The organism is Streptomyces sp. NPDC021225 (assembly GCF_044332865.1).
Classification (GTDB): Bacteria; Actinomycetota; Actinomycetes; order Streptomycetales; family Streptomycetaceae; genus Streptomyces.
Genome location: NZ_JBIRPV010000002.1, coordinates 662,448 through 675,742, shown reverse-complemented (window position 1 = coordinate 675,742; position 13,295 = coordinate 662,448). Strand labels below are relative to the sequence as shown.

Below are 13,295 nucleotides of genomic sequence, written 5' to 3'. Positions count from 1 at the left end.
CGAAGTAGTACCGCACCAGATGCCTTCGCGGACGGACAAGCCCTCCCTCGACGACAACCTGCCACACATTCGCGGACATCTCAGCCCGGCCCCTCACACATCGGCCCGGGGACGATGCCCACCACACCTCCTTGCCGCCGGCCATAGGCCCGACACCCCCTCTCTTCGCATCCAACCATGCCTCTCGGGGCAGCCGCTCATTACCCGCGAGTTCTCGCTTCGGGAGACCTCGGGTGACCTGGTACGCGGCCGGCTCGGCGGCCGTGCACCAGGTCGGGCGCCGGACGCGACACGACCGTGGCCAGGGCCTCCACCACGGCCGGGTCGAAGTCGTGGGCCGTGCCCCGCCGCAGCCGTTCCAGGGCCCTGGGCCCGGCCGCGCCCCGGCCCTTCTGAGGGCTTCCCAGGGAGCCGCCCGGGGAACCTCCCACCGGCTCGGTGTAGGCGTTCACCAGCTCGGTGTAGGCGTTCACGGCCCGCACGATACGGGCCGGAAGCGGCTGTTCCCGATACGGGTCCGCCTGCCGCTCCACGATCTCCGCGACCTCGTCCGGCACCCCGGTCTGCCGGACGACGGCCCCGCCCAGCAGCGCTATCCGCCGCCGCTCGGCCTCCGGCAGCGGCTCGGTGGCCCCGGCCGGCACGGCGTCGAGCAGCGACAGCTGGCCGATGTCGTGCATCAGCGCCGCGTACTCCAGCACGGTCAGGGACGGGCCGGAAAGCCGCAACTCGCGGCCGACGGCGCGGCTGAGGAGGGCGACCTGGCGGGCGTGGCCCGCGGGGGTGTACCCGGCCGTCTCCGTCGTCCTGGCCAGCGAGGCGACGGTCTGGCGGCGGGTGGCCCGGATCGCCGCGCGGCGGCGGAAGGAGTGCTGGACGAGCAGCAGCGGCACAGCCAGCACCGGCAGCGCCCACAGCCCGGCCACGGCCACCGCCGGGGCCATGGCCGCCGCCGTCGCGCAGACCGCGGCGCCCACGCCGGGCAGCGCGCGCAGTCCGTCGCACAGCAGGAGGGCGTACGGCCGGCCCGTACGGGCCCGGGTCAGGGCCGCGGCCAGGGCGGCGTCGCCGAGCGCGGCCAGGGCCAGGACCAGCAGCGAGGAGACGACGAGATACGAGCCCTCGCTCAGCCGGTCGAGACCGTCGAGCAGGGCGGGCAACCGGCCGGTGTGGTGGAGCGGTTGGCAGCAGAGCGCGACAAAGGCGACGGCGAGCACCCGGCGCGCGGCGCGGTCGGTGTCCAGGCCGAGGCCGAGGCCGACCGGGCGCCCGAGCGCGACGCGCGGCAGCAGCGCCACGAGGGAGGCGGCGCCGATGACGGCGACGGCCTGGAGGACGCCGTGCGCGGCCGGCTGGCCGTTCAGCCGCCCCAGTACGGCGGCGTAGCCGAGGGCGCCGGCGGCGGCGACGGGCGCGGGCTCGCGCTCCCCGGCCTCCGGCTCGTCCGGCCGCCCGGGCGCCCCGGCCGGGCCCGCGCGCCCGTCCCACCGCAGGGCCTCCCCCAGCGCGACCAGCGCCCCGAAGGCGAGCGCCGTCCCCGGCTCGCGCACGCCCCGCCACTGCGTCCAGGCGACGGCGGCCACGGCCAGCGCGCCGGCCGCGCCGTACACCGCGACGACGGTGAGCGCTCCCCGGCCCCGCCGCGCCGAGCGGCCGGACCATGGCCGGTGCCCGGCTTCCGGCCCGGGCCCGGCCTCGCGTCCGCCGCGGCGACCGGCCCGGCCCGGGGCCGCGGCACCTCCCCCGCCGACGGCCGTCCTGCGCGCGCCCGCGCCGGGCCACGGCACGGCGCACCGCCACGGGCTCATGTGCCACCGCCCGGCCCGGGCCGCGAGGCGCTCAGCCCCCGGGGCCGGGAGCCGCCCGGGCCCCGGCCCGGCACGGTCTCAGGGGACGCAGGCGGGACGTTTCCGCGCCGGTCCGGCGAATGCCCCGGTGCGCGTTCCCGGCCGGCCGGGGCGAGGTGGCGCGCCTCCTCCGGGGCCGGGGACGGGGCGGGGACAGGCCAGCCGTACCGGTCCAGGGCGCGGGCCAGGGCCCCCACCATCCGCGGGTCAAACTGCGCCCCCGCACACCGCTCGAGCTCCTCCATGGCCACGGGCACCGGCCGCGCCCGCCGGTACGCGCGGGTCGAGGTCATCGCGTCGAAGGCGTCCGCGACCGCCACCACCCTCGCCGACTCCGGAATCTCCGCCCCCGCGAGCCCATAGGGATAGCCGCTCCCGTCCAGCCGCTCGTGGTGGTGCAGGACCGCCTCCCGCGCCTCCTCCAGGAAGCCGATGCCGCGCACCATCTCGTGCCCGTACTCGGGGTGGAGTTCGATGACGCGGCGCTCCTCGGGGGTCAGCGGACCGTTTTTGCGCAGCAGCCGGGTGGGGACGCCGAGCTTGCCCACGTCGTGCAGGACGCCCGCGACGCGCAGCGCCTCCAGCCGGTCCCCGCCCATCCCCAGCTCGCGGGCGATCATGACGGAGGCGCGGCCGACCCGCTCGCAGTGGCCGCGCGTATAACGGTCCTTGATGTCGACGGCCTGGACGAGGGCGCGGACGGTGGCCTGGTGGGCGGCGCGCTCCTGGTGACACAGCGCGAAGGCGCGGGCGCAGACGTACATCGGCACCGGCACCAGCAGCGCGGCGGGCGGCCCGTACGGGCTGCGCCACAGCGCCGCCATGAGCAGCCCGGCCAGGCCGTGCGCCAGATGGGGGACGACCGAGCACAGCACCCGGCCGCGCCAGGCGGCGCGCGGCGAGCGGTCCTCGGCGGTGATCAGCACACCGCCTTCCAGGGCGGCGGCGGTCAGGCCCAGGACGAGCGCGGCGACGGCCGCGGGCACCAGGACGTACGGAAAGCCGCCCGGCACATCGGGCGCACCGGCGGTGGCGGGGGCGGCCAGGGCCTCCCGACCGCCGCAGAGCGCGAAGGCGCCCGAGGCGGCGTATCCGGCGAGCGCGAGCCGCGCGGCGCGCCACAGCCGCCGTACGCCGGCGGGGCGCCGCTCGACGGGTCCGAGCAGCGCGCCGGGCACCGCCACGAGCGCGGCGGCGGGCGCGGGCAGCAGAAAAGCCCCGGCCAGAAGCGCGGGGCTGAGCAGGAGGGAGCCGGGCGGCCTGCGGACGACGACCGCGTGGAGCGCGGCGAGCAGCGCGGCCGTGGCCCATGAGACATGCGCCGCGGGCCACAGGGCCGGGGCGGCGCACACCGCGGCCAGGAGCGCGGCGCTCAGGATGTAGACGCGCGCCGCCAGAGGAACCGCCCGCATGCCCCCTCCTCCCCGTCCGTCCGCGGCCCCGGTCGGGCCGTCAGATTGGGGAGGATAGAGCCGGGCGCGCGGGGTTCGTCCGTGTGCTCCGCCCGATTGCACACCTTCGGGTGATGATCGGGCGGCCGTACTGTACGAACGCGCGAGCCGGGCCGGGCTGCCCGGACAGCGCGCAGGGCCTCGGCCCCGCACGGCGGTGAACGGAACAGCCCGCCGGAGGGCGCCTAGTCCTGCGCGGGCGTCGGCGCGTTCGCCTCCGCGACGACCTCCCGCTCCGGCGCGACTTCGCCGGAGCGGATCAGCTCGATGCGGTTCATGACCTTCGAGCGCAGGTCGCTGGGCACGTCGTCATGGCCGCAGCACCGCTTGACCAGCTTCTTGACGGCCTGCTCCAGCCCGTACTTCTCCAGGCAGGGGGAGCACTCGTGGAAGTGCACCTCCAGCTTGGCGCGGTCCACGTCGGGCATCTCGCGATCGAGAAACTCGTAGAGGTGGTCGAGGACCTCGGAGCAATCCGTCTCGTGCGGCTCTCCGCAGCTCATGAGTCCGCGCCTTTCCGATCGTGCGACTCGTCCGCCGCGGCGGGCGCGCCGGCCGGGACCAGCCCGCGCCCACGGGCATAGTCCTCGAGCAGTCCGCGCAGCTGGCGGCGCCCACGGTGCAGCCGCGACATCACGGTACCGATGGGTGTCCCCATGATGTCCGCGATCTCCTTGTAGGCAAACCCCTCGACGTCCGCGAGATAGACCGCTATGCGGAACTCCTCGGGAATGGCCTGGAGCGCTTCCTTGACATCCGAGTCGGGGAGGTGGTCGAGCGCCTGCGACTCGGCGGAGCGCAGACCGGTCGACATGTGCGACTCGGCGCGCGCGAGCTGCCAGTCCTCGATCTCCTCGGCCGCGCTGCGCTGGGGCTCCCGCTGCTTCTTGCGGTACGAGTTGATGAAGGTGTTGGTGAGGATGCGGTACATCCACGCCTTGAGGTTGGTGCCCTCACGGAACTGGTGGAACGACCCGTAGGCCTTCGCGTACGTCTCCTGGACCAGGTCCTCGGCATCGGCCGGATTGCGCGTCATACGCAATGCGGCGGAGTACATCTGGTCGAGGAACGTGAGGGCGTCCCGCTCGAAGCGCGCGTTGCGCTCGGCGTCAGTCTCGTGCGGCTGCCCGGCCGGCCGGCCCTCGGTCACGCCGTCGGTCCCCGCGTCGGTGCCAGTGACCTGACCCACCTCCTCCGCCTTCGTGTCGGGACCGCCGAATGCGGACCCACTCGAATCGGAGAATAGACGACGATCCGGTCCGCCCGCCGCTTCGTTCCGGGCGGTCCACCCCGGCTGCGGCTGCGACCAGTCCAGGTCGGCGGCGCGCGGGCGGGCCGGGCAAGCGAGCGAACCCATACTGGGGACTCCTTCTCCTGGTGCGGGTACCTGAGCCTGTGCCTTGTCCTGATTCATAGCTACGCGCGCTACAACACACAGCGTCCCGATCGCATTCCCGGGCCGCCTCCGCCGCTCGATACGGCACGTCCGCGCAGCTCAGCCCGGTAGGCGGGCCAGCCAGTCGGCGACGGCTCCGGTGATCAGCGCCAGCGCCTCCTCCTGGCCGATGTCCGCCCTCTTCGGCACGGCGAAACCGTGGTCGCCGTGCGGGATCCCGACCAGCTCCATGCCGACGGGCAGCTCGGGGAACTCCTCGGGGCGGCCGAACGGGTCCCGGTCGCCCTGGACCACCAGCGTCGGCAGGCCGGCGTCCAGCAGCTCCTCGGCCCGGGACCGCTCCGGCCTGCCCGGCGGGTGCAGCGGGAAGGACAGCGCCAGCACGGCGCTCGCGCCCAGCTCGCGCGCCGTACGGCAGGCCACCCGCGCCCCGGCGCTGCGCCCGCCCGCGACGACCGGCAGCCCGGGCTTCTCCAGCGCGGGCCACAGCGCGCGCCATCCGGTGTCCAGGGTCTTGGGCGCGGGCGCGACCTTCTTCCCCGCCACCCGCCACGGCTGCTCGACCAGCGCGACATCGACGCCCAGCGGCGGCAGCGCGGCGGCCAGCGCCCGCAGGTCCCGGGCCTCGATCCCGCCCCCGGCGCCATGGCTCACGGCCAGCACGGCGCGGGCGCCGGAGGCGGAGGCGGCGCGGTGCCAGGTGATGCGGGCGTCACCGGCGGGGGTCGGCACGGTCTCGCCGGTCCCGGCCGTCGTCGCTCCGGACGGCTCACCGGTCTGTGCGGTCTGCTGGGTCTGCTCGGCGCTCACAGGCCCATCCTGCCGCGTCCGGGCGGCGCGCCGCGGTATCGACCCCGCGCCGATCGGAAGACCGGCGGCGCAGAACGCGGCGCAGAACGCGGCTCAGAAGAGCGTGCCCGCCTCGGGGGCCTCCAGCTCGGCCACCAGCTCCGGCCCGTTGTTGCGAACGTCACTCACGGCCGTGGCGACCGGGTAGGCGCGCAGCAGCCCCGCGGGCGGCGGGGCGAGCAGCGGGCGCAGCTCGTCGGGGTCGGTGTGGGAGGGGTCGAGCCAGTCCGCCCAGCGGTCCTCGGTGAGCACGAGCGGCATCCGCGGGTGGATGTCGGCGAGCGACCGCGGCCCCGCGCCGGCGTCGTCGCCGCCCTCGCCCAGCAGCGGGAACGGCTCCTTCTCCGCCTCGGTCGTGATGACCGTGCAGGTCACCCACCAGGCCCGCGGATGGTCGTCCGGCAGCGTCCGGTCCCGCCAGAACTCGTACAGCCCGGCCATGGCCATCACCGAGCCGTCCACCGGGGTCACGAAGTACGGCTGCTTGCGCGGCCGCTTGCGCTTCCCCTGCTCCTCCAGCTGCCGCTCCGCCGGTGCGGTGACCCACTCGTAGTAGCCGTCGGCGGGCAGCAGACAGCGGCGCGAGGCGAAGGGGCGGCGGTACGAGGGCTTCTCGTGGACCGTCTCCGCCCGCGCGTTGATCATCTTCACGCCGGTGTCCGGCGACTTGGCCCAGGACGGGACCAGTCCCCACTTCAGCGCTCTCAGCTGGCGGACCGGGCCCGGCTCGTCGGCGTCCTTCAGAGGGCGTTCCAGAACCGCGTACACGTCCTTGGTGGGCGCGACGTTCCAGTCCGGGGCCAGCGTCTCCTCCGGCTCCCACTTCTGCACCGCGAAGAGGCCCACGAGGTCCTCGGGCTTCCGGCTCGCTGCGTATCGACCGCACATAGGTGCCACACTGCCACGACGCCCGGGGCCGGTGACGCCGGGCCGTCGAAACCGCGCGACCAAGAAGAACGTACAGAACAGAAGAAGCACCGAACTCGGACGCGAGGAGCCTCCCGCGCATGGACAGCACGAACGCCGCCGATCTGTGGGACCGCGTCGTCGGCACCCAGCCGGACCCCACCCCCTGGCTGGTCGCCGCCACCGGGCTCATCGCGCTCTCGGCGGTCGTCTCCCAGATCGCCTGGCGGATCGCCCGCAACGCCATCACCATCGCCCACGAGGGCGGCCACGGCCTGGTGGCGCTGGTCAGCGGGCGGCGGCTGGACGGGATACGTCTGCACTCGGACACCTCGGGGCTGACCGTCTCGCGCGGCAAGCCCACCGGCCTCGGCATGATCCTCACCGCGGCCGCCGGATACACCGCGCCGTCCCTGCTCGGCCTGGCGGGCGCGTGGCTGCTGGCCGCGGGCCACATCACCGCGCTGCTGTGGGGGACGACGGCGCTGCTGGCCGCGATGCTGGTCATGATCCGCAACGCGTACGGCGTGCTCACCGTGGTCCTCTCCGGGGCCGCCTTCTTCCTGGTCTCCTGGCTGACCGAGCCGGACGTCCAGGCGGCCTTCGCGTACGGCGTGGTCTGGTTTCTGCTCCTCGGCGGCGTACGCCCCCCGTTCGAACTTCAGCGCAAGCGCCGCTACTCGGGGGCGCACGACTCCGACCCCGATCAGCTGGCCCGGCTGACCAATGTGCCGGCCACGGTCTGGCTGCTGCTCTTCCACGTGGTCTCGCTGACCTCGCTGATCGGCGGCGGCCGCTGGCTGCTGGGGGTGTGAACCGAGGTCCCGCCGGTCCTCGACCTGGCCGCGAGCCGGCCCCGACCCGGCCCCGAGCCAACCGCGAGCTGTTCATACCAGCGGCGTGTTTCGACTGGGTTTCGCCACTTTTGATCAGGAATCTCACTCTCGGCGAGCCACTAAAGTGAGAGCCATGACCGGCATTGAGACCTCTTCGGGCGCGCACTCCGCCCTCTGGCCCGCTCCGCTCGCCGACAGAGCGGTCGACGCGACCGTCACCGTGCCCGGATCCAAGTCGGTCACCAACCGCGGCCTGATCCTGGCGGCGCTCGCCGCCGAGCCCGGCTGGCTGCGCCGCCCGCTGCGCTCCCGCGACACCCTCCTGATGGCCGAGGCGCTGCGCGCCCTGGGCGTGGGCATCGAGGAGACGGTCCCCGACTATTCCCCCGGCTCCCACGGCGCGCCGGGCTCCGCGGGCGGCGGCGAGGCCTGGCGGGTCATCCCGGCGGGGCTGCACGGCCCGGCCACCGTGGACGTCGGCAACGCCGGCACCGTGATGCGCTTTCTGCCGCCGGTCGCGGCGCTGGCCGACGGCCCGGTCCGGTTCGACGGCGACAAGCGCTCGCACGAGCGTCCGCTGCACGGCGTGATCGACGCGCTGCGCGCGCTCGGCGCCCGGATCGACGACGACGGCCGCGGCTCGCTGCCCATGACCGTGCACGGCGGCGGGGCGCTGGACGGCGGCCCGGTGCGCATCGACGCCTCCTCCTCGTCGCAGTTCGTCAGCGCGCTGCTGCTGTCCGCGCCGCGCTTCAACCAGGGCGTCGAGGTGCGCCATGTGGGCGCCGCGCTGCCCTCGCTGCCGCACATCCGGATGACCGTCGACATGCTGCGGGCCGCGGGCGCGGCCGTGGACGCCCCGGAGGCGGGCGGCGAGCCGAACGTCTGGCGGGTGTCGCCCAGCGCGCTGCTGGGCCGCGACCTGGTGGTCGAGCCCGATCTGTCCAACGCGGCGCCGTTCCTGGCGGCCGCCCTGGTCACCGGCGGCCGGGTGACGATCCCGGACTGGCCGGAGCGCACCACCCAGCCCGGCGACTCGCTGCGCCGGATCTTCACCGACATGGGCGGCTCCTGCGAGCTCACCGAAGCCGGGCTGACCTTCACCGGCACCGGCCGGATCACCGGCATCGACGCCGATCTGCACGAGGTGGGCGAGCTCACCCCGGTGATCGCGGCGGTGGCGGCGCTGGCCGACTCCGAGTCCACGCTGAGCGGCATCGCGCATCTGCGGCTGCACGAGACCGACCGGCTCGCGGCCCTGGCCAAGGAGATCAACGAGCTGGGCGGCGATGTCACCGAGACCGCCGACGGGCTGCGGATCCGCCCGCGCCCGCTGCACGGCGGGGTCTTCCACACCTACGAGGACCACCGGCTGGCCACCGCGGGCGCGGTCATCGGCCTGGTCGTCGAGGGCGTGCGGATCGAGAACGTGGCCACCACGGCCAAGACCCTGCCCGACTTCCCCGGCCTGTGGAGCGGCATGCTCGACGCGGCGACGGCCCCGGCGCGGAGAGCCTGAGGCGCCCCCGCCATGCGCCGCTACGGCAAGCACACCGACGAGGACGACGTCCGGGTCCGCCCCAACCGCAAGGGCAACCGGCCCCGCACCAGCATCCGCCCCAAGCACGCGGACGCCGCCGAGGGGTTTGTGCTGACCATCGACCGCGGCCGGCTGACCGTCCTGGTCGAGGACCGCACGATCATCGCCATGAAGGCCCGCGAGCTGGGCCGCAAGGGCGTGGTGGTCGGGGACAGGGTCGCGGTCGTCGGGGATCTGTCGGGGGCCAAGGACACCCTCGCGCGGATCGTGCGGGTCGAGGAGCGCTCGTCGGTGCTGCGCCGTACCGCCGATGACGACGACCCGTTCGAGCGAGTGGTCGTGGCCAACGCCGACCAGCTGGCGATCGTCACCGCGCTCGCCGATCCGGAGCCGCGCCCGCGGCTGATCGACCGCTGTCTGGTCGCCGCCTTCGACGCCGGTCTTTCCCCGCTGCTGGTCCTCACCAAGTCCGACCTGGCTCCGGCGGCCCCGCTCCTGGAGACCTACGAGCCGCTCGGCATCCCCTATGTCGTCACCAACCGCGAGGAGTTGACCGACGGCGCCGCGGCCGACCGGGTGCGCGCGCGGCTTGCGGACCAGGTCACGGTCTTCGTCGGGCACTCGGGCGTCGGCAAGACCACCCTGGTCAACGCCCTGGTGCCGGAGCGCAAGCGGGCCACGGGCCGGGTCAACGCGGTGACCGGCCGCGGCCGCCACACCACCACCTCCGCGCTCGCGCTGCCGCTGCCCGGCGACGACGGATGGGTCATCGACACCCCGGGCGTACGGTCCTTCGGGCTGCACCACGTCGACCCCGCGCGGGTCATCCAGGCCTTCCCGGACCTGGAGCCCGGCACCGAGGGCTGCCCGCGGGCCTGTAGCCACGACGAGCCGGACTGCGCGCTGGACCAGTGGGTCGCCGACGGCCACGCCGACCCGGCCCGGCTCTACTCCCTGCGGCGGCTGCTGGCCACACGGGAGCGGCGCGAGGGCGACTGATCCGCCCGCCCGCGCGACGTTTGCCACCCCCCATCACATGGGAGGTAACTGGATAATCACACCGGGCCGATCCAGATCGCGAGATCGGCTCCAGGCGAGCGAGGCGGAAGCAGCCGACACCGGCGCGGGAGGACTTGTATGGCGTGGCTGCTGGTCGTGGTCGCCGGGCTACTCGAAACCGGCTTCGCCGTCTGTCTCAAACTCTCGCACGGCTTCACCAGACTCTGGCCGACCATCGCCTTCTGCGCCTTCGCGCTGGGCAGCTTCGGCCTGCTGACGCTCTCTCTGAAGAAGCTGGACGTGGGCCCGGCGTACGCGGTGTGGACGGGCATCGGGGCGGCCGGAACGGCGATCTACGGCATGGTCTTCCTCGGTGACCTGGTCTCCACGCTCAAGATCATCTCCATCACGCTGGTGATCGCCGGCGTGATAGGACTCCAGCTCTCCGGCTCGGCCCACTAGGGCCGTGGCGAAAGTGCCGGCCTAGGCCAGGACGCCGCGTACCGCGCTCTCCGCCTCCTCCTCCGACACGGGCGCGACCACGTACGACAGCGCCAGGCGCGCCGCCGTCTCGCAGGCCCGGCCGAGGTCCGCCGCCGCGCCCTGCGGCCAGTCGCCCGCCAGCAGGCGCACCGCGCGGTCCCTGATCTGGGCCAGGACCTCGACGGGCGAGGGCAGCGGATCGTCCGGGCGGTCCGGGCGCCACGACGGCCTCACCGGAGCGGCACCGGCACCGGTACCGGCTCCCGCCCCCGCGTGCGCGGGCGAGGGCAGCCGTTCGCTCCAGCAGCCGGTGAGCACCGCCCGCACCAGAGGGTTCGCGGCCGCCACCCGCAGGGTCCAGACCACCGCGGCCGCCAGCCGCTCGTCCGGGCCGGCGGCGCCGGACGCTCCGGACAGCGCCCGCTCGACGCCGGTCAGATACGCCTCCGCCTCCCGGCGCACCAGAGCGCGCGCGAGGCCGTCCTTGCTGCCGAACTCGTTGTAGAGCGTCTGCCGCGAGACCCCGGCCGCCAACGCCACATCGACCATGCGGATCAACGCCCACGGGCGGTCGGCGAGCGCGGTGAAGGCCGCGTCGAGCAAGGATTCACGTGCTGCGGGCATCGTCGCCTCCCAGGCCATGCGTCCCTCTTCAGCGGCACGTGCGGACAGAATTGACGCACCGCCAGGTGATGTCAATGGCCACGGCGTACGCCCCGGGCGCCCCCCGTCCGGCCGTCGTCGTGTGGATCGGCCGAATCCGTATCGATACTGTTCGGCCATGCCCGACTACCACGATGACCTGCGTCTCGCCCATGTACTCGCCGATGCCGCCGACGCCACCACCATGGAGCGATTCAAGGCGCTCGACCTCAAGGTCGAGACGAAACCTGATATGACGCCGGTCAGCGAGGCCGACAAGGCGGCCGAGGAACTGATCCGCAGCTCGCTCCAGCGCGCCCGGCCGCGGGACGCGGTGCTGGGTGAGGAGTTCGGCAGCGAGGGCAGCGGTCCGCGCCGCTGGATCGTGGACCCGATCGACGGCACCAAGAACTATGTGCGCGGGGTGCCCGTCTGGGCCACACTGATCGCGCTCATGGAGCGCGGCCAGGGCGGCGACCGGCCGGTCGTCGGGGTGGTGTCGGCGCCCGCGCTCGGCCGCCGCTGGTGGGCGGCCGAGGGGCTGGGGGCGTACACCGGCCGGAGCCTGTCGTCCGCGACCCGGCTGGGGGTTTCGCAGGTGTCGCGGCTGGAGGACGCGTCGTTCGCGTACTCCTCGCTCAGTGGCTGGGAGGAGCGCGGCAGGCTGAACGGCTTCCTCGATCTGACGCGGGCCTGCTGGCGGACGCGCGGCTATGGCGACTTCTGGCCGTACATGATGGTCGCCGAGGGGTCGGTGGACATCTGCGCCGAGCCGGAGTTGTCACTGTGGGACATGGCGGCGAACGCGGTCATCGTTCAGGAGGCGGGCGGCCGCTTCACGGGACTCGACGGGGTGCCGGGGGTGCTCAGCGGTGACGCGGCGGCATCGAACGGCCTGTTGCACGGCGAACTGCTGAACTATCTGGGCGGCTAGGGCCGCTGGCGGGCCCGGACCGGCTCGTACATCCCGGAGCGCGGGGGCGCACCAGGCGGTAGATCGGCTTCCGCACGCCCCTTGTTGACGCCCGCGCCCCCATGTGAACATGTGAATCCGCGCGCTTGTGAACTTGTGCAGTCGCCGCGGTTTCGCTCACCCCCGCAATCGTTCACCCGCGCAGCCGTTCAACCCCCCGCAGTAAGGATTCGCCAAGGAGGAGGCGACGACCATGTCCCCACCCATGCTCGTCCGCGACGCCATGAGTTCCGTGGTGCTCACCATCGGCCCCACCCACACCCTGCGCCAGGCCGCCCGGTTGATGTCCGCGCGATGCGTCGGCTCGGCGATCGTGCTGGACCCCGACACCAGCGGGCTCGGCATCCTGACCGAGCGCGACGTCCTCAACTCACTGGGAGCGGGCCAGGACCCGGACCATGAGCCGGCCCACGCCCACACCACCTCCGACGTCGTCTTCGCCGCGCCCCAGTGGACGCTCGACGAGGCGGCGCGCGCGATGTCCCACGGCGGCTTCCGCCATCTGATCGTCCTGGACGCGGGCGACCCCGTGGGCGTGGTGTCGGTGCGCGACATCATCCGCTGCTGGACCGGCGCACGGCGGCCGGCACCGGCACTGGCAGGCTGAGACGAAGCCCACCCTGGACAACGTCTAACTCAATAATGCCTTCAGAGTGATAACAGATCTGGTCATGGACGCGCCCACTGCTACCCTTGCCTTATCTGACTGATAGGTGAATGGCATGAGTGACCTGCTGGAACGACTCCGGGGACGCGGCTGGCGGTTGACGGCACAGCGGCGCGTCGTCGCCGAGGTCCTCGACGGGGACCATGTGCACTACACCGCCGATGAGGTTCACGCCCTCGCAGCCGGGCGTCTGCCCGAGATCTCGCGCGCGACCGTATACAACACCCTCGGGGAGTTGGTTTCGCTCGGCGAGGTGATCGAGGTCAGCACGGACGGCCGGGCCAAGCGGTACGACCCGAACGCCCACCACGCCCACCAGCACCTGGTGTGCGCGCGGTGCGGCACCATCCGCGACGTCCACCCCTCCGGCGACCCGCTGGCCGACCTCCCCTCGGAGGAGCGCTTCGGCTTCGCGGTCTCGGCGGCCGAGGTCACCTACCGCGGACTCTGCCCCGACTGCGTGGCCGCCTGACCCCAGGCGACCGCCCGGTCCCGGACGCACGGGCGCGACACGAAGGGCCCGGATCCTTGAGGATCCGGGCCCTTCGCCTTGGTAGCGGGGACAGGATTTGAACCTGCGACCTCTGGGTTATGAGCCCAGCGAGCTACCGAGCTGCTCCACCCCGCGTCGGTGTGTCGAAATATTAACCACAGGGCGACGGCCAGGGCAAATCGCGAGCAGAGAGCGATCAGCGGGAAGGGGCGC

14 protein-coding genes and 1 tRNA gene are annotated in these 13,295 nt (G+C 73.7%); 7 read left to right on the top strand and 8 right to left on the bottom strand.

The window, feature by feature from the left end:
* Positions 1-200 precede the first annotated feature (200 nt).
* From ACH4S9_RS11185 to ACH4S9_RS11160, 6 genes are all read right to left on the bottom strand, one after another.
* On the bottom strand, positions 201-1,808 hold the full coding sequence (locus tag ACH4S9_RS11185) for an HD-GYP domain-containing protein (protein ID WP_398371217.1): 1,608 nt from the start codon (positions 1,806-1,808) through the stop codon (positions 201-203).
* Positions 1,805-3,259 carry an HD domain-containing phosphohydrolase gene (locus ACH4S9_RS11180; RefSeq protein ID WP_398371215.1) on the bottom strand — a complete coding sequence of 485 codons (1,455 nt, stop codon included), beginning with the start codon at positions 3,257-3,259 and terminating at the stop codon, positions 1,805-1,807. Before ACH4S9_RS11180 ends, ACH4S9_RS11185 begins: the two co-directional genes overlap by 4 nt.
* Positions 3,260-3,483: 224 nt before the next feature.
* Positions 3,484-3,801: a mycothiol system anti-sigma-R factor gene (gene rsrA / locus ACH4S9_RS11175; protein WP_089504922.1), complete on the bottom strand. Its 318-nt coding sequence runs from the start codon at positions 3,799-3,801 to the stop codon at positions 3,484-3,486.
* Entirely contained in the window at positions 3,798-4,487 is a 690-nt protein-coding gene (locus ACH4S9_RS11170) for a sigma-70 family RNA polymerase sigma factor (RefSeq protein ID WP_311729762.1), read from the bottom strand. The genes rsrA and ACH4S9_RS11170 overlap by 4 nt, the downstream gene beginning before the upstream one ends.
* Positions 4,488-4,793: 306 nt before the next feature.
* Entirely contained in the window at positions 4,794-5,426 is a 633-nt protein-coding gene (locus ACH4S9_RS11165; RefSeq protein WP_398371828.1) for an alpha/beta family hydrolase, read from the bottom strand.
* Between the two features lie 171 nt (positions 5,427-5,597).
* Positions 5,598-6,431: an SOS response-associated peptidase gene (locus ACH4S9_RS11160; protein ID WP_385348414.1), complete on the bottom strand. Its 834-nt coding sequence runs from the start codon at positions 6,429-6,431 to the stop codon at positions 5,598-5,600.
* Between the two features lie 119 nt (positions 6,432-6,550).
* On the opposite strand from ACH4S9_RS11160, the gene ACH4S9_RS11155 reads away from it, so the two are divergent.
* The 4 genes from ACH4S9_RS11155 (at position 6,551) to ACH4S9_RS11140 (ending at position 10,286) form a co-directional block, all read left to right on the top strand.
* Positions 6,551-7,264, top strand: coding sequence for a M50 family metallopeptidase (locus ACH4S9_RS11155; RefSeq protein WP_398371212.1), 714 nt, complete (start codon positions 6,551-6,553; stop codon positions 7,262-7,264).
* Positions 7,265-7,418: 154 nt separating this feature from the next.
* Positions 7,419-8,804, top strand: a complete 1,386-nt coding sequence (gene aroA, locus ACH4S9_RS11150; protein ID WP_311729759.1) for a 3-phosphoshikimate 1-carboxyvinyltransferase — start codon at positions 7,419-7,421, stop codon at positions 8,802-8,804.
* Positions 8,805-8,816: 12 nt separating this feature from the next.
* On the top strand, positions 8,817-9,824 hold the full coding sequence (gene rsgA / locus ACH4S9_RS11145) for a ribosome small subunit-dependent GTPase A (protein WP_385348421.1): 1,008 nt from the start codon (positions 8,817-8,819) through the stop codon (positions 9,822-9,824).
* A 138-nt stretch (positions 9,825-9,962) separates the two neighbouring features.
* Positions 9,963-10,286 carry a multidrug efflux SMR transporter gene (locus ACH4S9_RS11140; protein ID WP_311729757.1) on the top strand — a complete coding sequence of 108 codons (324 nt, stop codon included), beginning with the start codon at positions 9,963-9,965 and terminating at the stop codon, positions 10,284-10,286.
* Positions 10,287-10,307: 21 nt separating this feature from the next.
* Here ACH4S9_RS11140 and ACH4S9_RS11135 read toward each other — a convergent pair whose 3' ends face one another.
* Positions 10,308-10,931 carry a TetR family transcriptional regulator gene (locus ACH4S9_RS11135; protein WP_358844473.1) on the bottom strand — a complete coding sequence of 208 codons (624 nt, stop codon included), beginning with the start codon at positions 10,929-10,931 and terminating at the stop codon, positions 10,308-10,310.
* 157 nt (positions 10,932-11,088) lie between these two features.
* Here ACH4S9_RS11135 and hisN point away from each other — a divergent pair, with 157 nt between their 5' ends.
* The 3 genes from hisN (at position 11,089) to ACH4S9_RS11120 (ending at position 13,061) form a co-directional block, all read left to right on the top strand.
* Entirely contained in the window at positions 11,089-11,883 is a 795-nt protein-coding gene (hisN, locus tag ACH4S9_RS11130; protein WP_311729755.1) for a histidinol-phosphatase, read from the top strand.
* A 244-nt stretch (positions 11,884-12,127) separates the two neighbouring features.
* Positions 12,128-12,529 (top strand): CBS domain-containing protein, encoded by a 402-nt coding sequence (locus tag ACH4S9_RS11125; RefSeq protein ID WP_311729855.1) that lies wholly within the window; start codon positions 12,128-12,130, stop codon positions 12,527-12,529.
* A 115-nt stretch (positions 12,530-12,644) separates the two neighbouring features.
* Entirely contained in the window at positions 12,645-13,061 is a 417-nt protein-coding gene (locus tag ACH4S9_RS11120) for a Fur family transcriptional regulator (RefSeq protein ID WP_311729754.1), read from the top strand.
* A gap of 79 nt (positions 13,062-13,140) precedes the next feature.
* Here ACH4S9_RS11120 and ACH4S9_RS11115 read toward each other — a convergent pair.
* Positions 13,141-13,217, bottom strand: a tRNA-Met gene (locus ACH4S9_RS11115).
* Positions 13,218-13,295 lie beyond the last annotated feature (78 nt).